Origin of the sequence: Stenotrophomonas sp. TWI169 (genome assembly GCF_039674705.1) — a bacterium.
Taxonomy (GTDB): domain Bacteria; phylum Pseudomonadota; class Gammaproteobacteria; order Xanthomonadales; family Xanthomonadaceae; genus Stenotrophomonas; species Stenotrophomonas maltophilia_P.
Genome location: NZ_JBDJOB010000015.1, coordinates 64103 through 87996 on the forward strand (window position 1 = coordinate 64103; position 23894 = coordinate 87996).

General features: G+C 66.5%; 21 protein-coding genes. 10 read left to right on the forward strand and 11 right to left on the reverse strand.

Going from position 1 to position 23894, the window contains the following annotated elements; translation table 11 throughout:
• Positions 1-213 precede the first annotated feature (213 nt).
• The 5 genes from ABE543_RS12650 to ABE543_RS12670 form a co-directional block, all read right to left on the reverse strand.
• Positions 214-1326, reverse strand: coding sequence for a PLP-dependent cysteine synthase family protein (locus ABE543_RS12650; RefSeq protein WP_065181781.1), 1113 nt, complete (start codon positions 1324-1326; stop codon positions 214-216).
• Positions 1327-1423: 97 nt separating this feature from the next.
• Positions 1424-3235 (reverse strand): 2Fe-2S iron-sulfur cluster-binding protein, encoded by a 1812-nt coding sequence (locus ABE543_RS12655; RefSeq protein WP_345776119.1) that lies wholly within the window; start codon positions 3233-3235, stop codon positions 1424-1426.
• Positions 3232-3924, reverse strand: a complete 693-nt coding sequence (locus tag ABE543_RS12660) for a PepSY domain-containing protein (RefSeq protein ID WP_065181783.1) — start codon at positions 3922-3924, stop codon at positions 3232-3234. The genes ABE543_RS12655 and ABE543_RS12660 overlap by 4 nt, the downstream gene beginning before the upstream one ends.
• Positions 3925-3979: 55 nt before the next feature.
• Positions 3980-6694, reverse strand: coding sequence for a TonB-dependent receptor (locus ABE543_RS12665; RefSeq protein ID WP_346475760.1), 2715 nt, complete (start codon positions 6692-6694; stop codon positions 3980-3982).
• Positions 6695-6788: 94 nt separating this feature from the next.
• Positions 6789-7196, reverse strand: coding sequence for a CopL family metal-binding regulatory protein (locus ABE543_RS12670; RefSeq protein WP_053518715.1), 408 nt, complete (start codon positions 7194-7196; stop codon positions 6789-6791).
• Positions 7197-7552: 356 nt separating this feature from the next.
• Here ABE543_RS12670 and gloA point away from each other — a divergent pair, with 356 nt between their 5' ends.
• Complete coding sequence (gloA, locus tag ABE543_RS12675; RefSeq protein ID WP_053518716.1) at positions 7553-8071, forward strand: lactoylglutathione lyase; 519 nt, start codon at positions 7553-7555, stop codon at positions 8069-8071.
• A 147-nt stretch (positions 8072-8218) separates the two neighbouring features.
• Positions 8219-8647 carry a VOC family protein gene (locus tag ABE543_RS12680; protein ID WP_053518717.1) on the forward strand — a complete coding sequence of 143 codons (429 nt, stop codon included), beginning with the start codon at positions 8219-8221 and terminating at the stop codon, positions 8645-8647.
• Positions 8648-8713: 66 nt separating this feature from the next.
• Here ABE543_RS12680 and ABE543_RS12685 read toward each other — a convergent pair whose 3' ends face one another.
• Together ABE543_RS12685 and glmS are read right to left on the reverse strand one after the other, a co-directional pair.
• Positions 8714-9145: a CBS domain-containing protein gene (locus tag ABE543_RS12685; RefSeq protein ID WP_053518718.1), complete on the reverse strand. Its 432-nt coding sequence runs from the start codon at positions 9143-9145 to the stop codon at positions 8714-8716.
• A gap of 448 nt (positions 9146-9593) precedes the next feature.
• Positions 9594-11432 (reverse strand): glutamine--fructose-6-phosphate transaminase (isomerizing), encoded by a 1839-nt coding sequence (gene glmS, locus ABE543_RS12690; RefSeq protein ID WP_346475761.1) that lies wholly within the window; start codon positions 11430-11432, stop codon positions 9594-9596.
• A gap of 203 nt (positions 11433-11635) precedes the next feature.
• Between glmS and ABE543_RS12695 the strand changes: the two genes are divergently transcribed.
• From ABE543_RS12695 to ABE543_RS12725, 7 genes are all read left to right on the forward strand, one after another.
• Positions 11636-12913 (forward strand): efflux RND transporter periplasmic adaptor subunit, encoded by a 1278-nt coding sequence (locus tag ABE543_RS12695; protein ID WP_053518722.1) that lies wholly within the window; start codon positions 11636-11638, stop codon positions 12911-12913.
• Between the two features lie 24 nt (positions 12914-12937).
• Positions 12938-13660: an ABC transporter ATP-binding protein gene (locus tag ABE543_RS12700; RefSeq protein ID WP_053518723.1), complete on the forward strand. Its 723-nt coding sequence runs from the start codon at positions 12938-12940 to the stop codon at positions 13658-13660.
• 10 nt (positions 13661-13670) lie between these two features.
• Positions 13671-14975 (forward strand): ABC transporter permease, encoded by a 1305-nt coding sequence (locus ABE543_RS12705; RefSeq protein WP_053518747.1) that lies wholly within the window; start codon positions 13671-13673, stop codon positions 14973-14975.
• A 16-nt stretch (positions 14976-14991) separates the two neighbouring features.
• Positions 14992-16215, forward strand: coding sequence for an FtsX-like permease family protein (locus ABE543_RS12710; protein ID WP_053518725.1), 1224 nt, complete (start codon positions 14992-14994; stop codon positions 16213-16215).
• A 1-nt stretch (position 16216) separates the two neighbouring features.
• Positions 16217-16609 (forward strand): PDZ domain-containing protein, encoded by a 393-nt coding sequence (locus ABE543_RS12715; RefSeq protein ID WP_180876814.1) that lies wholly within the window; start codon positions 16217-16219, stop codon positions 16607-16609.
• Positions 16610-16732: 123 nt separating this feature from the next.
• Positions 16733-18079, forward strand: coding sequence for a sigma-54 dependent transcriptional regulator (locus ABE543_RS12720; RefSeq protein WP_346475762.1), 1347 nt, complete (start codon positions 16733-16735; stop codon positions 18077-18079).
• Positions 18076-19428 (forward strand): ATP-binding protein, encoded by a 1353-nt coding sequence (locus ABE543_RS12725; RefSeq protein ID WP_053518729.1) that lies wholly within the window; start codon positions 18076-18078, stop codon positions 19426-19428. The genes ABE543_RS12720 and ABE543_RS12725 overlap by 4 nt, the downstream gene beginning before the upstream one ends.
• A gap of 94 nt (positions 19429-19522) precedes the next feature.
• Here the strand turns inward: ABE543_RS12725 and ABE543_RS12730 are convergent, their stop codons facing one another.
• Both ABE543_RS12730 and glmU read right to left on the reverse strand, forming a co-directional pair.
• On the reverse strand, positions 19523-20074 hold the full coding sequence (locus ABE543_RS12730) for a GNAT family N-acetyltransferase (RefSeq protein ID WP_111186217.1): 552 nt from the start codon (positions 20072-20074) through the stop codon (positions 19523-19525).
• Complete coding sequence (glmU, locus tag ABE543_RS12735) at positions 20043-21410, reverse strand: bifunctional UDP-N-acetylglucosamine diphosphorylase/glucosamine-1-phosphate N-acetyltransferase GlmU (protein ID WP_065175197.1); 1368 nt, start codon at positions 21408-21410, stop codon at positions 20043-20045. The genes ABE543_RS12730 and glmU overlap by 32 nt, the downstream gene beginning before the upstream one ends.
• An 81-nt stretch (positions 21411-21491) precedes the next feature.
• Between glmU and ABE543_RS12740 the strand changes: the two genes are divergently transcribed.
• Positions 21492-21875 carry a GtrA family protein gene (locus ABE543_RS12740; RefSeq protein ID WP_053518733.1) on the forward strand — a complete coding sequence of 128 codons (384 nt, stop codon included), beginning with the start codon at positions 21492-21494 and terminating at the stop codon, positions 21873-21875.
• 67 nt (positions 21876-21942) lie between these two features.
• Here the strand turns inward: ABE543_RS12740 and ABE543_RS12745 are convergent, their stop codons facing one another.
• Together ABE543_RS12745 and atpD are read right to left on the reverse strand one after the other, a co-directional pair.
• Positions 21943-22365, reverse strand: a complete 423-nt coding sequence (locus ABE543_RS12745; RefSeq protein ID WP_005419509.1) for a F0F1 ATP synthase subunit epsilon — start codon at positions 22363-22365, stop codon at positions 21943-21945.
• 113 nt (positions 22366-22478) lie between these two features.
• Positions 22479-23885, reverse strand: a complete 1407-nt coding sequence (gene atpD, locus ABE543_RS12750) for a F0F1 ATP synthase subunit beta (RefSeq protein ID WP_049429233.1) — start codon at positions 23883-23885, stop codon at positions 22479-22481.
• Between the last annotated feature and the right edge of the window lie 9 nt (positions 23886-23894).

A 23894-nucleotide genomic window follows, 5' to 3' on the forward strand; every position in this document is an offset into this window, starting at 1 on the left:
GGGCTCTGATACGCCGCTGCGCTCGCCGGGCGTGGCCCGGCGCTACCGGGACCGACGGGCTCTGATACGCCGCTGCGCTCGCCGGGCGTGGCCCGGCGCTACCGGGATCGACGGGCTCTGATTCGCCGCTGCGCTCGCCAGGCGTGGCCCGGCGCGACCGCGATCGACGGGCTCTGGTAGCGCCGGGCCATGCCCGGCGGAGGCACCGCAGGCTTACAGCGCTTCCAGGCTGCAGCACGGCAGCGCAGGCAGGCCCTGACCCGCCACGGCCGCGGCCAGCTGCGCATCGGCACCGTCCACATCGATGCCCTGTCGTGCGTACCACGCCGGGTCGTAATAGCTCTGCGCGTAGCGCTCGCCACTGTCGCACAGGATGCTGACGATGCTGCCGTGGCGGCCGGCTTCGCGCATCCACTGCGCCGCCTGCAGCACACCGATGAAGTTGGTGCCGGTGGAGCCTCCCACGCGCCGACCGAGCTGCCGGCTGACGTGGCGCATGGCTGCCAGGCTCAATGCATCCGGCACCTTCACCATCGCATCGACGCTGGTTGGAATGAAGCTCGGCTCCACCCGCGGTCGGCCGATGCCTTCCACACGGGAGCCACCGCTGCAGGTCAGGTCACGCCACTGCTGCTCGCCCGCCACCGCCGCCTGGTAGCCCTCGAAGAACACCGAGATCTCCGGATCCGCGCAGAGGATGCGGGTGTCGTGCCGCCGGTAGCTGACGTAGCGGCCCAGCGTGGCCGCAGTGCCGCCGGTGCCTGGGCTGCACACGATCCACTCGGGTACCGGGCTGGGCTCTTCGGCCATCTGCTTGAAGATGGACTCGGCGATGTTGTTGTTGGCGCGCCAGTCAGTGGCCCGTTCGGCGTAGGTGAACTGGTCCATGAAGTGACCGCCGGTTTCGCGCGCCAGCCGTTCCGATTCGCAGTTGAGATCACAGGCGCGCTCGACCAGGTGGCAGCGGCCACCATGGAATTCGATGGCAGCGATCTTTTCCGGCGAGGTCGTGGCCGGAATCACCGCGATGAAGGGCAGCCCCAGCAGGCGTGCGAAATACGCTTCGGACACCGCGGTCGAGCCGCTCGACGCCTCGATCACCGGCCGCCCTTCGCGCAGCCAGCCGTTGGCCAGCGCGTACAGGAACAGCGAACGCGCCAAGCGGTGCTTGAGGCTGCCGGTGGGGTGGCTGGATTCATCCTTCAGGTAGACATCGATGCCTTCGAACCCGGGCAGCGCCATCGGGATCAGGTGGGTATCGGCGGACCGGTTGAAATCGGCTTCGATCTTGCGGATGGCCGCAGCCACCCAGGCGCGCTGGGACATGGAACGCCACTTCGGTGAGTACAGCTGCGCATTCTACTCCGCCCGCACCGCTGCAACGGGCGCCGCGGCCGCCCTGCACGGCCACGGCGCCTCCACTTCAGATCTTGAAATCGTCGTATGCGATCCGCTCTTCCGTCACCCCCAGCCGCTGCAGCAGCTGCCGGGTCGCGGCCAGCATCGGTGGTGGCCCGCACAGGTAGAACTCGCAGCCGGAAAGATCCGGATGCCGTTGCAGCAGATCCTCATGGATGGCGTCATGCACGCGCCGGCCAGTTCCCTGCCCGGACCAGACGGGATGCCAGCTGAAGTTCGCGTGCGCTGCCTGCAGGGCCTGCATCTGCGCCATGTAGGGGCAATCGCGGTCGCTGCGGGCACCGTACCAGTAGTGGATGCGCTCCTGCCCTCCCTCGGAAAGCCGATGTTCGATCATCGCCCGCAGCGGCGCCATGCCGGCGCCGGCTCCGATGAAGATCTTTTCCCGGGACACGCCGCTGAGCGCGAAATCACCGAACGGTCCGCTGTAGCGGACGCGATCGCCGGGGCGCAACGCGTACAGATAGCTGGACCCTTTGCCCGGCGGATGCCGCTTGCCCTGCTGCCAGCCGGGGCTGAACCGGGCCAGCAGCACCAGGCGCCCCGCTTCGGCGGCAACCGGCATCGCCAGCGAGTACGAACGACGCACCGCCGCCTTGTTGTGCAGGGTTTCCGGCAGGGCCAACGGTGCCCAGTCCTGCCGGTGTTCGTCCGGATGCCAGAGCGCGGAACGGGGCAGCTCGTATTCGGGCACATGCAGCTGCAGGTAGCAGCCGGGTTGATAGAGTGCGTCGGCGGCGTGGTCGGGACGCAGGTGGATCTCGCGCAGGAACGGGGTCACCGCTTCGATCCGCTCGACCGTTGCCTCATGCTCGGTCCACAGGCTGGCACCGCCGGCTACCTCGATCTCCATATCCGCCTCCACCTGCAGGTTGCAGGCGAGCCGGCAGCCGACCTTCAGGCGCGATCCGGCCAGGTGCGCCCGATCTGCGGCGGAAGGGGTTCCAGCCTGTCCACGGACCCGGACTTCGCACAGTCCACAGCTCTGCCCGCCGCCGCAGTTGGAAGGCAGGTTCACGCCTTCGCGGGCCAGCGCCAGGTAGACACTGTCCCCCTGCGCCGCGGCCACGGTGCGCAGGTGCGTGCCTCCCGGGGCGAACACTGCCAACTGCCGGCGGCTGCGCCATCGATGTGGAACGAACTCATGCAGGCGGACGCTTGCCAGCAGCAGCCACGCGCCGGTCAAGGCCATCCACAGCCCCCCCAGCCCCATCCCCACCACCAGCGGATTGTTGAAGTTGGCCCGCGCCGCGTAGTCCATGATGTGCAGCATCCAGAACACATCGAACAGCCGCCACGTTGCGGTGCGATGCTCGAGCACCTGTCCGCTGTCGGCGGAGACGTAGACGGTGGTGTCCTGCGCATCGCCGAAGTCCACCCGCCACACCGCGTCGGGATGGCCGCGCGTCTCCAGACTGTGCGCCAGATGCACCGGCGCTGCGGGCACGCCCTGGCCACGGTAGGCGGCCTGCGCGACGCGCAGCGCGATCACCGGATCGATGGTGATGCGCCTGCCATCACGCGCATCGATCACCTCGGTGCCTTCCGCTGACTGCAGTCGATACACCGGCGCCTGCAGCAGCCAGCCGCTGTCCAGGGTCGCGGCCGGCCACCGCGCAGCACGCAGCGCATCGGCCGGTGAGACGGTATCTGCCGGCCATGCCGGGGGCGCCGCGGGCGCAGCCCGCTGCGAAGTGCCGGCGATCCGGTCCGGGTCAAGCAGGCTCATGCCCAGTCCACTGCCGAGCCAGACCAGGAACTGCAGTCCCACCAGCACCCCGATCCACCTGTGCAGCCGGCGCAGCCACGGCGTCATGCGCGCCTCCTCTGGCCGAAGCTGTAGAACAGCAGCCACACGCCACTGAGGCCGAATGCCAGCCCGATCACCGATGCGACGCGCAGCAGGCCATTGTTGACGTCGGTGCGCTGCTCGTAGTCCATGATGTGGAACATCCACAGGAAATCGAACCAGCGCCACAGGCTGTGCCGGCGCGCCAGCAGTTCACCGCTGTCCGGTGACAGGTACAGCGTGGTGCTTCCGCGGTCAGCGAAATGGACGGCCCACATCGGCACCGGTCGCGTCTTCACTTCCGACGGCGCACGGGTCACCCATTCCACCCGCGCGACCTCGCCTGCGCCCTGGTACAGCGCTGTGGCCAGCGCGATGGCGCCATCCCGGTCCAGCCGCGGCAGGCGCTCTCCACTGCGGGCATCGACCAGGAAGCGTTCCGGTCCGCGCTGGACGTCGTAGACCTCACGCTCCAGCAGCCGCTTGAGGCGGAACGACTGCAGGCCGGGATAACGCGCGGCCAGCACATCGACACCGACCCGATCATGCACCGGCGCCAGCGGTTCGCCACGGACATGGGCCAGGTGGTCGCCATGGATCACCTGCAGCGGCACCACGGTCATGTAGACCCCGCTGAGCATCCACAACAGCGCCTGCACACCGATCACCAGTCCGATCCATTTGTGGGCGCGGCGCGCCCAGAATGCGGGTTTCATCTACCTTCTCTCCCTTGCGGAGCACCCCCGCCGCAGGCGACGGGGGCGCGTGCGATCACCAGCGGTAGCCGATGCGTGCATACCAGCGACGACCGAGCAGGTCGTAGGTCATGGTGTCTGTGTTGGCGTCGGTATAGCTCTGGATGAACGGCGCCGAGCGATCAAAGACGTTGTCCACGCCCAGCGCCACATCCAGCGCCTTGCTGACCGCGTACCTGAGCTGGAGATTGTGATAGAACACCGATGGCGCATGATCACCGATGTCGCCACGCGCGGCATTGATGTCGTCGGCCCGGCCGATGTACTGGGTGGTCCAGGTACCGGACCATTGCCCACGGGACGCGTTCATCGACATCAGTCCACGCCACTTGGCATAGCTGCCACGGCCGCCGGTGATCCTGCCGGCATACGTGATCACCTCTGCTCCGGCATACGGGCGCACGTCATAACGCTGAAGGTAGGAGATGTCGGCACTGATGCTGGCGTCCATGCCCCACGGCTTGAACTCGTAGAGTGCGCCCAGGTCGTAGCCACTGACCTGCTCATCGGCCGTGTTCACCGGCTGCGATGAGAGGTAGTTCACTTCGCCGGTGCGCGGGTCGCGGGTGAAGTTGCTGGCGTCGCAGAACGGATGCGCCAGCGACGGAGTGTTGTAGCAGATGGCCAGCTTGGTGGAGCCGGCGATACGCTGGATCGCGTTCTCGATGCGGATGCGGTAGTAGTCCAGGGTGAGCGTCAGCCCGGGTGCGAACGTGGGTGTCCACACCACCCCGGCGGTGAAGGAGGTCGCATCTTCCGGCTCGAGATCCGCATTGCCGCCGGACGTGGTCAGGATGGTATTGCCCGGCTGCACGTAACCAGCCGGCACGCCATCGGCCTGGCAGTTCGCACGCACGATCGAGCTGGCCGGCAGTCCGCTCCAGCCACTGCAGGGGTCGGTGGTGGTGAGGTTGCCCTCGGACACGCCACCGAACAGTTCGGGGATGTTGGGAATGCGGAATGCCGTAGCATAGGTGCTGCGCAGCTTCAGCGAAGGGCTGACCTGCCAGTCCAGCCCGGCCTTGTAGTTGAAGTCGCGCCCGAACAGGTCGTAGTCGGACACGCGGCCGGCCAGGTTGAGGTACAGCGAATCTGCGATGACCGCGTCCTGCAGCAGCGGCACCGCCAGCTCCATGTACGCTTCCTTGGCCGTGTATCGCCCGGCGATCGGATCCTGCTGGTTGGTGTTGCCGATGCCGAGCACGGTCAACGGATCCGGATCACGCCAACCGCGCTCCCTGCGCACCTCCACGCCCGCGGCGAATCCCACCCAGCCTGCCGGCAGCTCGAAGATCTGCCCGCTGAGATTGGCGGTGAAGCTCTTCTGCTCGTTTCCGCCGGTATCGCGCGAGGTGTACAGGATGTAATCCAGCACGTCACGGCTCAGGTCCCCGTAGCCGAGATAGTCGCCGCAGGGAATCGCTGCGCCGGGCGCGGTACTGCACAGGGACCGGTCCAGCGTCTGGTCGACGCGATCGAGGTTGGCGACATTGTCCGAACCATCCACGCCGGTGTTGCGCCCCCAGTTGAAGGCCACCGACCAGTCCCAGGTGGTGCCGAACTGGCCTTTCAGGCCCGCTACCACCCGGTAGGTGTCGGTCTCCTGGAAGAAGTGGCGGGGACCGGCCTCTTCCAGGCGCCGGCGCTGCAGCAGCAGATCCTGCCCGGTGGGATTGGTCGGGTGATCAGCGGCGATGTTGATCGGCCGGTAGACGCCCAGTCCACCCGAGGTCGCCAGCTGCCTGGACTGGCGGTTGGTGTACATCGCTTCGATGAACGCACGCGTGCTGTCATTCAACTGGCTGTCGCCGAATACGCTCAGGCTGAGCCGCTCGATCGGGTTGACCGCGTTGAGCGTGGGATTGCCGTTGTAGTTGTGCTTGGCCGCCGAATAGGGCTCGTAGAAATCGCCATCGCCCCCGGGCACCTGGTTGAAGTTGACCCGTCGGCCATCTGCCAGCAGTGCACGACCACCGATGGTGGACGAACTGCCGGAGCAGACCAGCCGGCCATCGGATTCGATCAGGCCGCAGGGCGCGCGCGAGGCCATGTTGACCGCGCCGCTGTCGAAGTAGCTGACCGCAGCCATCAGCGAGCCGCGTTCGCTGCTGACACCCCAGCTGACATCGACGGAGGTTTCCTCGCCGTCGCCCTGGCTGGTCTGGCCATAGCGCACCACCGCTTCGGCACCCTCGAATCCCTGCTTGGTGATGATGTTGACCACGCCAGCCACCGCATCAGCGCCATAGATTGCCGAGGCACCGTCCTTGAGCACCTCCACGCGCTCGATCAGCGAGACCGGAATGACATTGAGGTCGACCGAACTGTTGGCGCCAGTGCCGCCATTGACGATGCGCCGGCCGTTGAGCAGGACCAGGGTCCGGTTGATGCCGAGACCGCGCAGATTGACCTGGGTGGTGCCGTAGCCGTTCTCGGCCCAGTACGCATTGCTCTGGCTGCCCGCGAACCCTGCCGAGGCCGGCAGGCGCTGCAGCAGGGTTTCCACCGAGGTGGCGCCGGAACGTTCGATGGCCTCGGCATCGACCACGCTCACCGGGCCGACGCCTGACAGCTGCGCGCGCTTGATGTGGCTGCCGGTCACCTGCACGGTATCCAGCGTGCGTGCCTTCGCATCGGGCGACTGCGCATCCTGCGCGGCGACGGAGTGGACAACGGAGACGCACAGCAGACTGCCGATGGCCGCAGCCATGGCATTGGACTTCAGATACATGTTCTCTCTCCCGCAGGAATACTGTCTCTGGGTGCCCCCGCCACGATTCGGGCAAAGGGACACGACGGCGTCATGTCGACGCGGGGACAGCCGCTCAGGCGATGGGAGGTCGGAATACGCGGGAAAGTTTGCTGGCAGGCAGGATCAGTGCCGGCAGCGCAATGTCCAGCGCGATGCGCGGATGGGCGCTGGGCAGCAGCAGCGATGGCATCGGAGGGTAGAGACTCAACAGGCAGCGGCAGTCGCAGCCGGCCGCATCGACACAGCTGCAGTGATCCTTGTGCACGTCGCCGGCGGCCACCGGCGCCTGATCATGGCGGGTGTGGCCCGACGCCGGTGCCGCGCTGCGCGGTGTTGCCTGGCAGCCCGCAATCGCCCGGCCCGCGGAGCCTGCAGCGTCCCCGCCAGGCAGCGCCATGCGCGTCCCCGCCCACGCTCCGAAGACACCTTCGAAGAGGAGCACGGCCATCAGCAGCAGCGGCAGCCATCGGCGGTAAGGCATGGGACCCCTGAAGACCCTCGGTTATTTGTATATACATACAATCATTAGCGCGGCAGGCAACGGGCTGTCAACCGCCCGCGACGATGCGCGGGCGTCTCGCCATCCCTGCCGGATTCCCCTGCGTCCCACTGCCGCGCCGTACTGCTCTGGTTGCAGGCATTTCACCCGGCGTTGCGGAAGCGCTCATCCCATTGCGGACGCACACCGATTATCCTGCGCTGCAACATGACCCGACGATCCCAGATCGACAACGAGGATGCAAGCGAAGTGCGGGTTCCGGCAACTGCCGGTTTCAGATGCAACTTCCAGCCACTCTCCGCGGGTCATTTCCCTCCATTGCTGACAGGACGCGAATCATGAGCCTTTCTTCCCTCCAACAGGTCCCCGGCGTCGCCGCCCAGGCCCCGGCCGAAACCACCGGCTTCGTGTTCAACCACACCATGCTGCGGGTGAAGGACATCACCGCCTCGCTGGACTTCTACACCCGCGTGCTGGGCTACCGGCTGATCGACAAGCGTGACTTCGCCGAAGCGCAGTTCAGCCTGTATTTCCTGGCCTACGTGCCGTCCGGCGCCGTGGTGCCGGAAGACGATGCCGAGCGCCGCCTGTGGATGGCCGGCCTGCCGGGCGTGCTGGAGCTGACCCACAACCACGGCACCGAAGCCCAGGATGGCCCGGTCTACCACGACGGCAACAGCGATCCGCGCGGCTTCGGCCACATCTGCGTCTCGGTGCCCGAGCTGGAAGCTGCCTGCCAGCGCTTCGAGGATCTGGGCGTGCCGTTCCAGAAGCGCCTGACCGACGGTCGCATGAAGAACATCGCCTTCATCAAGGACCCTGACGGCTACTGGGTGGAAATCATCGCCAACGCCTGATCCGGAAAGGGGCACAATTGCGCTGGCGCCAGGCCATGCCCGGCGGCCTTGCTCCGATATTCATCGCACGGGAAGCAGGCCGCGCTGCGCGCTCGCCGGGCGCGGCCCGGCGCTATCCACACTGTCCCCTTTTCTGTAGAGGTACGCATGGAAACTATGGAACTGCACCGCGGTCGATTGATCGATCACCTGCAGCTGGTGGTGCGCGACCTGCCGGCCAGCCGCCGCTTCTACCAGGCGGTGTTCGACACGATCGGCATTCCGGTTGCCGGCGAAGGGCCGGACTATTTCTGGGCTGACGAGCTGTTCATTTCCACCGCCAGCAGCGAAGCCGCTGCCGGCCAGCTGACCGGACGCCACCACCTGGCATTCCAGGCGCGCGATGCGGCGACCGTCGATGCGTTTCATGCTGCCGCCATCGCCGCTGGCGGCACCGACAACGGCGCACCGGGCGAGCGCCCCTATCATCCGGGCTACTACGGCGCGTTCGTGCTTGACCCGGATGGCAACAACATCGAGGTGGTCTATCACGGCCCGGCGCGCTACAGCGCCGATTCGGTGAAGGTGACGTTCTGATTCCACCGATGCCGTGAACGAAGAAGCCGGGCAGTGCCCGGCTTCTTTTTTTCTACTGCGCCGGCGTCAATGCGCGGCCATGTAGATGTCCTGCAGCACGGCCTTTTCCAGCTCCAGCTCGCCCAGCAGATTCTTCACGATGTCGCCCAGGCTGAGGATGCCGACCAGGCGCGTGCCATCGGTGACCATCAGATGACGGCGCCGCGAGTACGTCATCAACGACATGGCCTGCTTCAGTGTGGCCTCCGGTGCGATGCCTTCCAGTCCCGTGGACGGCAGGGTGGAAATCACCCGGCGGCCGGCCTGCGGGCCATCGTCAGCCAGGGTACGCACGATGTCTTTCTCGGAGATGATGCCGACCGGCGCATCATCCTTCATCACCACCAGGGCAGCGATCCTGTTCGCGCTCATCTTGTGGGCGGCGGCACCGATGGTGTCTTCCGCATCGATGGTGATGACAGCTTCTTTCTTGGATTGCAGGAGTTCGCGGACGTTCATTCTTGTTTCCTGTTGCAGGTCACTGAAGTCAAAAAAGTGTGCTCTTCCGATTCGCCCCCTCCCCGGGAACAGACCTTTCAGCGCACGTCTGGCGCACCGGTCTGCCCATGGGGAATGCATCGGCAAGGCGAGGTGCTGCAACGCGAACGAGGCGGGTCCGGCAACGCAACCCGTATCTCGATCGGCTCGATTCTACGACTGCGATCCTCGGTCACTACCGGCATCGATAGGACAGTACGTCGTGGGAACCTGCCGACGATCCAGAGAATGGCACTGCGGCTGAAACCGCCGCTGAACACACGCGGTGCTGCACGTTAAAGATTGATTGCCTGCTGCCGAGCGCGGACAGAACACCCTGCGGGTGTCCCACTTGGCGCTGTGAGCGGCGCAAACGAAAGGGGGCCACGTGGCCCCCTTCACCTGAAGCATCCCATGCAGCCGATGGCGGTTACTCCACCGTCACGCTCTTGGCCAGGTTGCGCGGCTTGTCCACGTCGGTGCCACGCGCCAGTGCGGTGTGGTAGGCCAGCAGCTGCACCGGAATGGTATGCACCACCGGACTGAGCACGCCCGCGTGGCGCGGAGTACGGATCACATGCACACCTTCGCTTTCGGAGAAGTTGCTGTCCTGGTCGGCGAACACGAACAGCTCGCCTCCCCGCGCGCGGACTTCCTGCATGTTCGACTTCACCTTCTCCAGCAGGCTGTCGTTGGGGGCGATCACCACCACCGGCATGTCCTCGTCCACCAGCGCCAGCGGACCGTGCTTGAGCTCGCCCGCCGGATACGCCTCGGCGTGGATATAGGAGATCTCCTTGAGCTTGAGCGAACCTTCCAGTGCGATCGGATAGTGCAGGCCACGACCCAGGAACAGCGCGTTGGATTTGCGCGCGAAGCGCTCTGCCCAGGCCGCGATCTGCGGCTCCAGGTTCAACGCGTGCTGCACGCTGCCCGGCAGGAAGCGCAGCTGCTCCAGATAGTCGGCTTCCTGTGCGGCATCGACGCGCCCATGCAGCTTGCCCAGCACCACGGTCAGCTGGAACAGCGCGGCCAGCTGGGTAGTGAACGCCTTGGTCGAAGCCACGCCGATCTCGGCCCCGGCACGGGTATAGCAGACCAGTTCACTGGCGCGTGGAATCGCGCTTTCCGGCACGTTGCAGATAGACAGCGTGTGCTGGTGGCCGAGCGACTTGGCGTACTTCAGCGCCTCCATCGTGTCCAGCGTTTCGCCGGACTGGGAGATCGTCACCACCAGGTGCTTCGGGTTCGCATACGCCGCGCGGTAGCGGTACTCGCTGGCGATCTCCACGCTGCACGGCAGGCCGGCGATGGACTCGATCCAGTAGCGCGCGGTCAGGCCGGCGTAGTAGCTGGTGCCGCACGCCAGGATCTGCACGCCTTCGATGCCCGCCAGCACCGCCTCGGCATTCCTGCCGAACAGCTCGGCCGGGAAGCCACCGGCGTCGATCGCCGCCTCGATGGTGTCACCCAGCGCGCGCGGCTGCTCGTGGATTTCCTTCTGCATGAAATGGCGGTAAGGGCCGAGTTCCAGCGAGGCCAGCGACACGTCGGACAGGTGCACCTCACGCTGTACCGGCTGATCGTGCTCGTCGAAGATACGCACGCCCTCGCGGCGCACCTCGGCGGTGTCGCCTTCCTCCAGGAAGATCACCTTGCGGGTGGCCGAGATCACCGCCGAGACATCGGAGGCAACGAAGTTCTCGCCTTCGCCCAGGCCGACCAGCAGCGGGCAGCCCATGCGTGCGCAGACGAAGCGTTCCGGCTCGGCGCGGCTGACCACGGCCAGCGCATAGGCGCCGGTCAGTTCCTTCACGGTGCGCTGCAGCGCCACCAGCAGATCGTCACCGCTCTGCAGATGATGATGGATCAGGTGGGCGATCACTTCGGTGTCGGTCTGCGACTCGAAGGTGTAGCCCAGCGCGCGCAGCCGCTCGCGCTGTTCTTCATGGTTCTCGATGATGCCGTTGTGGACCAGGGCCACGCCCTGGCTGATGTGCGGATGCGCATTGGCCTCGGTGACGCCGCCATGGGTGGCCCAACGCGTATGGCCGATACCCAGCTGCGCATCGAACCCCTCGGCGGCGGCGGCAGCGGCCATCTCGGCGACCCGGCCGGTGCGGCGGACGCGGTGCACGTCAGGGCGATCGGTCGCGTCGATCACCGCGATGCCTGAAGAATCGTAGCCGCGGTACTCCAGTCGCTTCAGACCTTCGATCAGCACCGGCACCACGTCGCGATCAGCGATCGCTCCCACGATTCCACACATGTCACGCATTTCCTTGAAGACGGTCGCGGCATTCTAGCGTGCGTGTCCGGTTTCCCCCTCCTGTCCGCTTAATGAATGTGTCCGCACAGGTGTCCGCGGACACCCGGACACCGCCACTCGAATTGCAACTTATTGATAGGAAAGGAAATAAAGTTGGCACGCAACGTGCTTGGTATGGATCACCACCGTCAGGCACGAACCCGATGATCCGCGACACTTCCGCCCAGGACCAGATCGTTTCCTCCACCCCGGCCCGCCCGACCGCCGCCGCCTGGCATCGCTACCGTTGGCCGGCACTGGGCAGCATCGCCCTGCTCGCCGGCATCGGCTGGGCCGTGTACGCCTGGGCAAACGCCAGCCGCTCGTTCGACAGCAGCCGGGTGCGCATCGCCGAAGTGCAACGTGGCGACCTGGTGCGTGACATCGCTGCCGACGGCCGTGTGATCGCCGCCAACAGCCCGGTGCTGTATGCGATCTCCGCCGGTACCGTGGACCTGAAGGTCGTGGCCGGCGACGTGGTCAAGAAGGGACAGGAGCTGGCCATCATCGACAGCCCGGAACTGCGCAGCAAGCTGGCCCAGGAACAGGCCACCCTGGCTGGCCTGGAAGCCGAGGCCAGCCGCGCCGCGCTGGACGCAACGCTGGCCCGCGCCAAATCGCGCAAGGAAACCGATCAGGCCACCATCGAGCGCCAGGCTGCCGATCGCGACCTGCAACGCTACCAGCGCGGCTTCGACGGCGGTGCGGTGCCGCAGATCGACCTGGCCAAGGCCCAGGACAGCCTGAAGAAGGCCGACATCAGCCTTGCCAACGCCACCACCGATGCCCGCCTGCAGAGCCAGGGCGCCGACCTGGATGCACGCAACAAGCGGTTGCTGGCCGATCGCCAGAAGGCGGTGGTGGCCGAAGTGCAGCGCCAGGTCGATGCGCTGACCCTGCGCGCGCCGTTCGATGGCCAGGTGGGCCAGGTACAGGCCACCCAGTCCACCAACCTGGCGGCCAATGCGCCGGTGCTGGGCGTGGTGGACCTGTCCAAGTTCGAAGTCGAGATCAAGGTTCCGGAAAGCTTCGCTCGTGATCTGGCCATCGGCATGCCCGCACAGCTCACCGGCGGCAACGGCCAGCCGTTCCCGGGCGAGATCAGCGCGGTGTCGCCGGAAGTGGTGAACGGCGAGGTCAATGCCCGCGTGCGCTTCGCCGACAAGCAGCCCGAAGGCCTGCGCCAGAGCCAGCGCATGTCGGTCCGGGTGCTGCTGGATACCCGCAAGAACGTGCTGAAGGTCGAGCGCGGCCCGTTCGTCGAACAGGGCAACGGCGTGGCCTACGTGATGGATGGCCGCACGGCGGTGCGCCGTCCGGTGGAACTGGGCGTCAGCAGCCTGGGCGAAGTGGAAATCAAGTCGGGTGTGCAGCCGGGCGACCGTATCGTGGTCTCCGGCAGCGACCTGTTCAAGGACGCCGAACGCGTCTCCGTCAACTGATACATCCTGGAGAGAGGACACCCCATGTACATGCTCGAAATGCGTTCGGTCGCCAAGGTCTTCCGCACTGAACAGGTGGAAACCCATGCACTGCGCTCGCTGGAACTGCAGGTCAAGGAGGGCGAGTTCGTCGCCGTCACCGGTCCCTCCGGCTCCGGCAAGACCACCTTCCTCAACATCGCCGGCCTGCTGGAGACCTTCACCAGCGGCACCTACCTGCTTGATGGCGAGGATGTCAGCCAGCTCGGTGATGATGCGCGCAGCCGCCTGCGCAACCAGAAGATCGGCTTCATCTTCCAGGGCTTCAACCTGATTCCGGACCTGAACCTGTTCGACAACGTCGACGTGCCGCTTCGCTACCGCAAGATGAGTGCCGGCGAGCGCCGTGAGCGCATCGAGAAGGCGCTGACCCAGGTCGGCCTGGGCTCACGCATGAAGCACTACCCGAACGAACTGTCCGGCGGCCAGCAGCAGCGCGCGGCGATTGCCCGTGCCCTCGCCGGCAGCCCGCGCCTGCTGCTGGCCGACGAACCGACCGGCAACCTGGATACGCAGATGGCACGTGGCGTGATGGAGCTGCTGGAGGAAATCAACGCGGCCGGCACCACCATCGTCATGGTCACCCATGATCCGGAACTGGCCGCGCGTGCGCAGCGCAACGTGCACATCGTCGATGGCCAGGTCACCGACCTGGTGCGCGAGCCGGTGCTGGCCACCCCGCGCCGCATCGTCGCCGTCAACGAGTGAGGGCATGCCCATGTTCGCCTACTACGCTCGACTGGCGGTACGCAGCTTCCGCCGCAACAAGGTACTGACCGCGCTGATGGTGGTGGCCATCGCACTGGGCATCGGTGCCTCGATGACCACCCTGACCGTGTTCCATGTCCTGTCCGGCGATCCGATTCCGGAGAAGAGCGACCGCCTGTTCTACGCGCAGCTCGATCCGCGGCCGCGCTCCGGCTACCTGACGGACGAGGAGCCGGAAGGCCAGATGACGCGGTTCGACGCCGAAGCCCTGCTGCGCGAGAAGCGCGCCGTGCACCAGGCGATGATGAGTGGCGGCAGTGCCATCGTCGAGCCGGAGGGCAGCACCCTCAAGCCGTTCTCGGTGGATACGCGCTGGACCTCGGCGGACTTCTTCCCGATGTTCAACGTGCCGATGCAGTACGGCCGCGCCTGGTCTGCCAGCGACGACGATGCACACAGCCGCGTGGTGGTGCTGTCCAAAGCCATCAATGAAAAGCTGTTCCAGGGCGCCAACAGCGTGGGCCGGGAGATACGCGTGAACAGCCAGTCGCTGCGCGTGATCGGCGTGATGAAGGAATGGAATCCCGAACCGCAGTTCTTCGACCTGACCACCGGTTCCTACGGCAAGGACGAGGACCTGCTGGTGCCGTTCTCCACTGCCATGGATCTGGATTTCGGCAACAACGGCAACATGAACTGCTTCCGCGACGGCGGCCCGGGCGGCGACAGCCACTCGCTCAGTGCGGCCTGCACCTGGATCCAGTACTGGGTCGAGCTGGAGCCGGGCAAGGTCGATGACTACCGCCGCTATCTGGTGAACTACTCCGACCAGCAGCGCGCTGCAGGCCGCTTCGAGCGTCCCGCCAACGTGCGTGTGCGCAGCGTCATGGAGTGGCTGGACTTCAACGGTGCGGTGCCCAGCGACGTGCGCCTGCAGATGTGGCTGGCGCTGGGCTTCCTGGGCGTGTGCCTGGTCAATACGGTCGGTCTGCTGCTGGCCAAGTTCCTGCGCCGCAGCGGTGAGATCGGCGTGCGGCGTGCGCTGGGTGCCAGCCGTGGGCAGATCTTCCTGCAGTGCCTGGTCGAAGCCGGTGCCATCGGTGTGGTCGGCGGTGTGCTCGGCATCGGCCTGGCCCTGATCGGTCTGGCCGCAGTGCGCAGGCAGCCGGTGGAGTACGCCCAGCTGGCCCATCTGGACGGCAGCATGCTGCTGCTCGCCCTCGGCCTGACCCTGCTGGCCAGCCTGGCCGCCGGATTCCTTCCGGCCTGGCGTGCCATGCAGGTCACCCCCGCCATCCAGCTCAAGTCGCAGTAAGCACAAGGACACTGCCATGGATATCCGCCCCATCCTCAGCACGCTGCGCCGGCACAAGACCGCCGCTGCCCTGATCGTGCTGGAAATCGCGCTGACCTGCGCCATCGTCTGCAACGCGTTGTTCCTGGTCAGCCAGCGCGTGGAGAAGATCACCCAGCCCAGCGGCCTGGCCGAGAACGAACTGGTGATCGTCCGTACCAGTGGCATCGGTACCCAGACCAATGCCATGGCGCGTACCCAGGAAGACCTGGCCGCGCTGCGCGCCGTTCCCGGTGCGACCAGCGTGACCAAGGTCAACCAGCTGCCGTTCCGCCCCAGCTCGTCCAATACCAGCATCTCGCGCGAGCGCGACCAGGAACGGCCGACGACCTCGGCGACGCTGTACATGTTCAACGAAGGTGCCTTGTCCACCCTGGGCCTGCAGCTGGTGGCCGGCCGTGACTTCCTGCCCGGCGAGTACATCGACTTCGAGGACGCACGCAAGTCGGCCAGCACCACACCGGACAAGGCTTCGGCGGTGATCCTCAACCAGGCCGTGGCCGAGAAGATGTTCCCGGGCCAGAACCCGCTGGGCAAGACCTTCTACATGGGTCGGCAGGCGCTGCACGTGGTGGGCGTGGTTGCCCACCTCGCGCCGCCGACGGACTGGAACAACAACACCACCCTGTCGATGATCCTGCCGGTGCGCACCGACTTCGCCAGCGGCGGCCCGTACATGCTGCGCACCACGCCTGAACGCCGCGATGAAGTGCTGAAGGGTGCCCTGGCGGCCCTGGAACGCAACGATCCCAACCGCCTGGTGCGCGAGAAGCTCAGCTATGAGGACCAGCGCAACGACTACTTCAAGAACGACCGGGCGATGGTCGGGCTGCTGGTCACCGTATGCATCGCCCTGCTGGTGGTGACCGCGCTGGGCATCGTCGGCCTGGCCAGCTTCTGGGTGCAGCAGCGCAGCAAGCAGATCGGCATCCGCCGTGCCCTCGGTGCCACCCGCGGCCAGGTGCTGCGCTACTTCCAGACCGAGAACTTCCTGCTGGCCTCGCTGGGCATCGTGCTGGGCATGCTGGCGGCCTACGCCATCAATCTGTGGTTGATGAACATGTACGAGCTGCCTCGCATGCCGCTGCTGTACCTGCCGCTGGGTGCGGTGCTGCTGTGGGCACTGGGCCAGATCGCCGTGTTCGGCCCTGCGCGCCGGGCGGCCGCCGTGCCTCCGGCCGTCGCCACGCGGGGGGCCTGACATGCGCGCACCTTTCCTGGCGATGATGCTGATGCTGCCGCTGCCGGCCCTTGCCGGCAGCAGCAACCAGCAGACCATGAGCTGGCAGGACGACGGCGCCCATGTGGCGCTGGCTTCCTCGGGTGGCCACGTGCGGGTCGATGCGGCGCATCCGGAGGCGCGCTTCGGCGTGCGCCGTGGCGACCGCATCCTGCGCGTGGACGATACCGCCGTGCAGCAGGTCGACCAGCTGACAGCCGCGATGCAGGCCACCGACGCATCCAGCGTACGGCTGCTGCTGCAGCGCGATGGAAAGACGCTGACCGTGCCGGTGTCCCTGGCTGGCTGGCGGCCCCTGCTGTCACCGCCCACCGCACCACCACCGCCGCCGGCTCCGCCGCCGCCACGACGGTGATCCGGCACCGGCTGCAGGGCGGCAGCTTTTAGCTATGCTTGATGGGTGGCGCCTGCTCCTACCGGCGCCCTGGAACCTACAGCTCTCTCCGGCGCTGCCCATCCCTTTTTCCAGAACCGGTCCATGCCCGCGATCCTCATCATCGACGACAACGCCAGCGTGGGCACCGCGCTGGACGTGCTGTTCTCCCTGCACGACATCGACACGCTGCAGGCACAGAGCCCGGCCGAAGGCCTGGCCCTGCTCGAATCGCAGCCGGTGGACCTGGTGATCCAGGACATGAACTTCAGCGAGGACACCACCTCCGGCGAGGAAGGTGAGGCTCTGTTCGCACAGATCCGCGCACGCCACCCCGACCTGCCGGTGATCCTGCTGACCGCCTGGACCCATCTGAGCAGCGCGGTGGACCTGGTCAAGGCCGGCGCGGCCGATTACCTGGCCAAGCCCTGGGACGACCGCAAGCTGCTGACCACGGTCAACAACCTGCTGGAACTGTCCGAAGCACGTCGCGAACTGGACCGTCGGCGCGAACGCGAGCAGCGCCAGCGCACCGCGCTGGAACAGAAGTACGACCTCAGTGGTGCCGTCTTCGCCGATCCTGCCAGTGAACGCGTGATCACCCTGGCCTGCCAGGTCGCACGCTCCGAACTGCCGGTACTGATCACCGGACCCAATGGCGCCGGCAAGGAGAAGATCGCGCAGATCATCCAGGCCAATTCGCTGGTGGCAAAGGGACCGTTCGTCACGGTCAACTGTGGTGCGCTGCCGTCCGAGCTGATCGAAGCCGAGCTGTTCGGCGCCGAGGCAGGTGCCTACACCGGTGCCAACAAGGCGCGCGAAGGCAAGTTCGAGGCGGCCGATGGAGGCACCCTGTTCCTGGATGAGATCGGCAACCTGTCGCTGGGCGGGCAGATGAAGCTGCTGCGCGTGCTGGAGACCGGTCGCTTCGAGCGCCTGGGCTCCAACCGCGAACGCCAGGTCAAGGTACGCGTGGTCAGCGCCACCAATGCCGACCTGCCGGCGATGATCCGCGACGGCACGTTCCGCGAGGACCTGTACTACCGCCTCAACACCGTGGAGCTGGTGCTGCCGCCGCTGGCCGAGCGGCCCGGCGACATCCTGCCGCTGGCCGAGCGCTTCCTGGCGGACGGCAAGCCGTTGTCCAGCGCCGCCGCGGCCGCGCTGCAACGGCACCCATGGCCGGGCAACGTGCGCGAACTGCGCAACGTGATCCAGCGCGCCGAGCTGCTGGCCACCGGCAACCGCATCGAAGTGACCGATCTCAACCTGCCACGCGCTCCGGCTGCGCCACGCCCGGCGCCGAGCGCCGGCAACGATCCGGACCGCACGCGCATCGAGGAGGTACTGGCGCGCAATCATGGGGTCATCGCGCAGGCGGCCGCCGAACTCGGTCTCAGCCGCCAGGCACTGTACCGGCGCATGGACCGCCACGGCATTCCGCGCGAATGAAGCGACGCTCGTTCACCTTCCGCCTGTTCCTGCGCCTGCTGCCGGTGCTGGCGCTGGCTGCCGCGCTGCCCTGGCTGCTGGCCTACTGGCTCGACCACGGCTGGGCGGTGGCCATCGTATCCACGGTGATCCTGCTTGCCCTGATGTGGTGGGCGCTGCGCCGCGCCACCGCACCGGTCCGCTCGCTGATGCGTGCGTTGTCCGGCACGACCAGCAGCTACCGCGATGGCGAGTACAACTTCGGCGTTCACTGGGAAGGCAACGACGAACTGGGTGACCTGGTGAAGGCACATCGCGAGCTGGGCGACGTGCTGCGCGAGCAGCGCCAGGGTCTGGTGCAACGCGAACTGCTGCTGGACACGATGGTGCAGAACACGCCCGTGGCGATGCTGCTGATCGCATCAGGCGGTGATGGCATCGCCCGTGTGGTGTTCTCCAACCTGGCTGCGCGCAAGCTGCTGCATGGTGGCTGGAAGCTGGAGGGCCAGCGCCTGGAGGAGGTGCTGGAGCAGGTGCCGGTGGAACTGCGCGACGCCATCGCCCGCGGCGGCGACAGCCTGTTCGCGGTGCAGGCCGAAGGCGAGGACGGCGACGAGGATGACGAGCAGGTCTACCACCTGTCGCGGCGCGCGTTCCATCTCAATGGACGGCCCCATGATCTGCTGCTGGTGCGTCTGCTCACCGCCGAGCTGCGCAGGCAGGAAGTCCAGACCTGGAAGAAGGTGATCCGGGTGATCAGCCACGAGCTGAACAATTCGCTGGCACCGATTGCCTCGCTGGCGCATTCCGGAGGGGAACTGGTCAAGCGTGAGCGGTTCGACCGCCTGCCGGAGATCTTCACCACCATCGAAGATCGCGCCCGCCACCTGGAGGGATTCATCCGCGGATACGCACGCTTCGCCAAGCTGCCACAGCCCCAGCTGCAGACCGTGCACTGGGCCCCGTTCCTGTCCAGCCTGCGCCAGCAGATTCCGTTCGGCATGGAGCAGGAGCCGGACGAGGAGATGAGCAGCCGCATCGATATCGCGCAGTTCGGGCAGGCACTGCTGAACCTGCTGAAGAACGCGCACGAAGCCTGCGCGGAAGCCGATCCGCCCAACGATGACGTGCAGGTGCAGTTGACCCGCCTGCCCCAGTGGCTGCGTCTGGATGTGCTTGATCGCGGCAAAGGCATGAACGAGCAGGTACTGCAGAATGCGTTGATGCCGTTCTATTCGACCAAGCGCAACGGCACCGGGCTGGGACTGGCGCTGACCCGGGAGATCGTGGAGGCGCACGGTGGACGGGTGTCGCTGCAGAACCGCAGTGAGGGTGGGTTGTGTGTTTCGATCCTGCTGCCGGCGGGGTGAGGTGACGCTCCGGGAAGCGGAAGCGGCCGCTCCGCTCGCCGGGCATGACCCGGCGCTGCCCGACATCATTGGCGAAGGCACCCCGGAACGACCTTCAGCCATCCATCGAAGACAGGACACGCCGCATCGCCACCCGTAGATGCATCGGAAACCCCAATGCGGCTTCCTCCGCCATCACGGCCTGCAGCCCGTCACCCCATTCCTCCTGCGCAAGCCCCACGAATCCCTCGCCGGCATAGAACGGCGCATTCCACGGCACGTCTGCCAGCGTCGTCAGCACCGCAGAGCGATAGCCCTGGGTCCTGGCCATTGCCAACGCGTGCCGCAGCAAAGCACGACCATGGCCACGACGCGCATGCGCCGGGTCCACATCCATCTGCAGCACATGGAATTCGCCGCACAGCCCGCCTGCCAGCAGGTAACCGGCGATGCCGCCGCCGTCGGCGTCATCCACCACCCACAGCTGCCCACGCCGGAGGCCGTCCCGCAGCGCCTGCAGATCCAGGCCGTGGCCGGCGAACACCGGATAGGCTTCGTGGCCCTTCAGCAGTTCGCCGGCACGCTGTTCGATCGCCGGCAGCACGCCGAGCTCGTCGGCATGCGGAATCCGTGGCTCAGGATTTCTTGACCGGCCGCTTCCAGCCATCGATGGTTTCCTGCCGTGCGCGTGCCAGCGTCAGCTTGCCGTCCGGCGCGGTGCGGGTGATGACCGAACCGGCGGCGATGGTGGCGCCCTCGCCGATCAGCACCGGCGCCACCAGCGAGCTGTTGGAACCGATGAAGGCATTGTCGCCGATGGTCGTGGTCGACTTGTTCACGCCGTCGTAGTTGCAGGTGATGGTGCCGGCGCCGATGTTCACCTTGCTGCCGATCACCGCATCGCCCAGATAGGTCAGGTGGTTGGCCTTGCTGCCCACGCCGAGGGTCACTTTCTTGGTCTCCACGAAGTTGCCTACGTGGACGCCATCGGCGAGCACCGTGCCCGGGCGCAGCCGGGCGAACGGACCGACGGATGCGGCACCTTCGGTGACCACCCCTTCCAGGTCGCAGTGCGCGCGCACTTCGGTGCCCGGCCCGAGCGTCACGTCCTTGAGTCGATTGAACGGGCCGATGGTCACGCCATCTCCCAGCACCACCTTGCCCTCGAGAATGACATCGACATCGATGAGCACATCGCTGCCGACCGTCACGCTGCCGCGGATATCCAGCCGTGACGGGTCCAGCACGCGCGCGCCCTGCGCGCACAGCGCACGTACTGCGCGGCGCTGCCACGCGCGCTCGAGCTGCGCCAGCTGCCAGGGATCGTTCGCCCCTTCTGCTTCCTGCACATCGGCCACCAGTGCCATCTCGGCCGGGGTGAACTCACGGGCTGCAAAGGCAAATACGTCGGTCAGGTAGTACTCGCCCTGCGCGTTGCTGTTGGACAGCTGCGAGAGCCACCGGCGCAGCGCGGTCGATTCGGCGGTGATGATGCCGGTATTGATCGTGCGCACTCGCAGTTGGTCATCGCTGGCGTCCTTCTGTTCGACGATGGCACCGACCCGGCCCTCGGCGTCGCGCAGCACGCGGCCATAACCGGTCGGGTCATCGACATCGGCCACAAGCACGGCCAGCCGGCCCGGCTGCGCCAGCAGGTCGCGCAGCGTCTGCGCGCGGATCAACGGCACATCGCCGTACAGCACCAGCACCTGCGCGGCGTCGGGCACCTGCGGCATCGCCTGCGCGACCGCGTGGCCGGTCCCCAGCTGCTGTGCCTGCTCGGCCCATTGCAGGTCGGTCTGGTCGGCGAAGTGGCGCCGCACTGCCTCGCCACCATGGCCATACACCACGTGGATCGCAGCGGGGTCGAGCTCGCGGGCGGCAGCGATGACATGCGCGAGCATCGGCTGCCCGGCGATCGGCTGCAGCACCTTCGGCAGCACCGACTTCATGCGCTTGCCGGCACCTGCGGCCAGGATGATCACGTGCAGGGGTTGGGTCATGGGGGGGAATCCGTGGTTCGATGACACCGATTCTAGAGCGTGGCCCGTTAACATGGATGCCCCTCCTTCTTCAGCATGCCGATGAGCCTCATCCGCCAGGGAAGCACCTACCTCGTCATCGGGCTCGTGCAGCTGCTGGTCGACTGGGTGGTCTTCGTGGCGGCCACCGCACTGGGGTTGCCGGTTGCACCGGCCAACGTCACGGGCCGGCTGGCGGGGATGCTGCTGGGCTTCTGGCTCAACGGTCGCTACACGTTCGCCGAGCCGGGCACGCACAAGCTGGGCTGGAAGCGCTTTGCGCGCTTCTGCGCGCTGTGGCTGCTGCTGACGGCGGCCAGCACGCTGCTGGTCAGCCTGGTCGACCAGGCTCTGGGCCTGCGCTACGCGTGGCTGGCCAAGCCGCTGGTCGAGGGCGGACTGGCGGCGGTGTCGTTCCTGCTGATGCGCCACGTGGTCTACCGCTGACCGGCGGTGATGGCGCACAAACAAAAACGCCGGCACGAGGCCGGCGTTCCTGTGGGTGTGGCGAGCCTCAGTGCTTGAGGTTCTTGCGCAGGCGCTCCAGCGCCTGCAACTGGACCACGGCTTCGGCCAGCTTCTGCTGGGCTTCGGCCACTTCCATGGCTTCACCACGGTTGGCCAGGATGCGCTCGGCTTCTTCCTTGGCCTTGCGGACCGAGGCTTCGTCGATGTCCTGCGCGCGGATCGCGGTGTCGGCCAGCACGGTCACCACCTGCGGCTGAACCTCCAGGATGCCGCCGGAAATGGCGAAATCCAGCTGCTCGCCGTTCGGCGTGGTCACCACCACCTTGCCCGGCTTCAGGCGGGTGATCAGCGGTGCGTGCTTGGGCGCGATGCCCAGTTCGCCCAGCTCACCGGTGGCCACGACCAAGGTCGCTTCGCCACGGAAGATTTCCTGCTCGGCGCTGACGATGTCGCAACGGATCGTGCTCATGCAAATCTCTTCGCTGTTCGCGGTGGCGCGATGCCACCGTGGAGGTCCACCGGCCCGGGCGGCTGCCCGGCGCCGGCGTCAGGTCGGGCAGGATCGCTCCCGCCCCTCCCGGATCAGGCCTTCTCGGCCATCTTCTTGGCCTTCTCGACCGCTTCTTCGATGCCGCCGACCATGTAGAACGCCTGCTCCGGCAGGTGGTCGTACTCGCCATCGACGATGGCCTTGAAGCCACGGATGGTGTCCTTCAGCGGCACGTACTTGCCCGGCGAACCGGTGAACACTTCGGCCACGTGGAACGGCTGGCTGAAGAAGCGCTCGATCTTGCGGGCGCGCGACACGGCCTGCTTGTCTTCTTCGGACAGTTCGTCCATGCCCAGGATGGCGATGATGTCCTTCAGTTCCTTGTACTTCTGCAGGGTCTGCTGGACGCGCTGGGCGGTGTCGTAGTGCTCGTGGCCGATGACCAGCGGGTCCATCTGGCGGCTGGTGGAGTCCAGCGGATCGACGGCCGGGTAGATACCCAGCGAGGCGATCGAACGCGACAGGGTCACGGTCGAGTCCAGGTGGGCGAAGGTGGTCGCCGGCGACGGATCGGTCAGGTCGTCCGCGGGAACGTAGACGGCCTGGATCGAGGTGATCGAACCGTTCTTGGTCGAGGTGATGCGCTCCTGCAGGACGCCCATTTCCTCGGCCAGGGTCGGCTGGTAACCCACGGCGGACGGCATACGACCCAGCAGTGCCGACACTTCGGTACCGGCCAGGGTATAGCGGTAGATGTTGTCGACGAACAGCAGCACGTCCTTGCCCTTGCCGTTCTCGTCCTTCTCGTCGCGGAAGTACTCGGCCATGGTCAGGCCGGTCAGCGCGACGCGCAGGCGGTTGCCCGGCGGCTCGTTCATCTGGCCGTACACCATCGCCACCTTGTCGAGGACGTTGGAGTCCTTCATTTCGTGGTAGAAGTCGTTGCCCTCACGGGTACGCTCACCCACGCCGGCGAACACGGACAGACCGCTGTGTGCCTTGGCGATGTTGTTGATCAGTTCCATCATGTTGACGGTCTTGCCGACGCCGGCGCCGCCGAACAGGCCGACCTTGCCGCCCTTGGCGAACGGGCACATCAGGTCGATGACCTTGATGCCGGTTTCCAGCAGCTCGGTGGCCGGGGACTGGTCTTCGTACGACGGTGCCGCACGGTGGATTTCCCAGTTGTCGCTGGCAGCGACCGGGCCGGCTTCGTCGATCGGACGGCCCAGCACGTCCATGATGCGGCCCAGGGTGCCGGCGCCGACCGGCACCGAGATGCCACGACCGGTGTTGGTGGCGACCAGGTTGCGCTTCAGGCCATCGGTGGAACCGAGGGCGATGGTACGCACCACGCCGTCGCCCAGCTGCTGCTGGACTTCAAGGGTGATTTCGGTGTTGTCGACCTTCAGTGCGTCGTACACCTTCGGCACCGACTCACGCGGGAATTCGACGTCGACGACCGCGCCGATGATCTGAACGATCTTGCCCTGACTCATTGCTGCATC

Excerpts from the sequence above, each read along its gene's own strand:
- ABE543_RS12665 (WP_346475760.1), bottom strand. The coding sequence starts at position 6,694 with ATGTATCTGAAGTCCAATGCCATGGCTGCGGCCATCGGCAGTCTGCTG.
- ABE543_RS12740 (WP_053518733.1), top strand. The coding sequence starts at position 21,492 with ATGAGCCTCATCCGCCAGGGAAGCACCTACCTCGTCATCGGGCTCGTG.
- ABE543_RS12685 (WP_053518718.1), bottom strand. The coding sequence starts at position 9,145 with ATGAACGTCCGCGAACTCCTGCAATCCAAGAAAGAAGCTGTCATCACC.
- ABE543_RS12680 (WP_053518717.1), top strand. The coding sequence starts at position 8,219 with ATGGAAACTATGGAACTGCACCGCGGTCGATTGATCGATCACCTGCAG.
- ABE543_RS12715 (WP_180876814.1), top strand. The coding sequence starts at position 16,217 with ATGCGCGCACCTTTCCTGGCGATGATGCTGATGCTGCCGCTGCCGGCC.
- ABE543_RS12695 (WP_053518722.1), top strand. The coding sequence starts at position 11,636 with ATGATCCGCGACACTTCCGCCCAGGACCAGATCGTTTCCTCCACCCCG.
- ABE543_RS12660 (WP_065181783.1), bottom strand. The coding sequence starts at position 3,924 with ATGAAACCCGCATTCTGGGCGCGCCGCGCCCACAAATGGATCGGACTG.
- ABE543_RS12650 (WP_065181781.1), bottom strand. The coding sequence starts at position 1,326 with ATGTCCCAGCGCGCCTGGGTGGCTGCGGCCATCCGCAAGATCGAAGCC.
- ABE543_RS12720 (WP_346475762.1), top strand. The coding sequence starts at position 16,733 with ATGCCCGCGATCCTCATCATCGACGACAACGCCAGCGTGGGCACCGCG.
- glmS (WP_346475761.1), bottom strand. The coding sequence starts at position 11,432 with ATGTGTGGAATCGTGGGAGCGATCGCTGATCGCGACGTGGTGCCGGTG.
- ABE543_RS12655 (WP_345776119.1), bottom strand. The coding sequence starts at position 3,235 with ATGACGCCGTGGCTGCGCCGGCTGCACAGGTGGATCGGGGTGCTGGTG.
- ABE543_RS12745 (WP_005419509.1), bottom strand. The coding sequence starts at position 22,365 with ATGAGCACGATCCGTTGCGACATCGTCAGCGCCGAGCAGGAAATCTTC.
- gloA (WP_053518716.1), top strand. The coding sequence starts at position 7,553 with ATGAGCCTTTCTTCCCTCCAACAGGTCCCCGGCGTCGCCGCCCAGGCC.
- ABE543_RS12670 (WP_053518715.1), bottom strand. The coding sequence starts at position 7,196 with ATGCCTTACCGCCGATGGCTGCCGCTGCTGCTGATGGCCGTGCTCCTC.
- glmU (WP_065175197.1), bottom strand. The coding sequence starts at position 21,410 with ATGACCCAACCCCTGCACGTGATCATCCTGGCCGCAGGTGCCGGCAAG.
- atpD (WP_049429233.1), bottom strand. The coding sequence starts at position 23,885 with ATGAGTCAGGGCAAGATCGTTCAGATCATCGGCGCGGTCGTCGACGTC.
- ABE543_RS12710 (WP_053518725.1), top strand. The coding sequence starts at position 14,992 with ATGGATATCCGCCCCATCCTCAGCACGCTGCGCCGGCACAAGACCGCC.
- ABE543_RS12705 (WP_053518747.1), top strand. The coding sequence starts at position 13,671 with ATGTTCGCCTACTACGCTCGACTGGCGGTACGCAGCTTCCGCCGCAAC.
- ABE543_RS12730 (WP_111186217.1), bottom strand. The coding sequence starts at position 20,074 with ATGGCTGGAAGCGGCCGGTCAAGAAATCCTGAGCCACGGATTCCGCAT.
- ABE543_RS12700 (WP_053518723.1), top strand. The coding sequence starts at position 12,938 with ATGTACATGCTCGAAATGCGTTCGGTCGCCAAGGTCTTCCGCACTGAA.
- ABE543_RS12725 (WP_053518729.1), top strand. The coding sequence starts at position 18,076 with ATGAAGCGACGCTCGTTCACCTTCCGCCTGTTCCTGCGCCTGCTGCCG.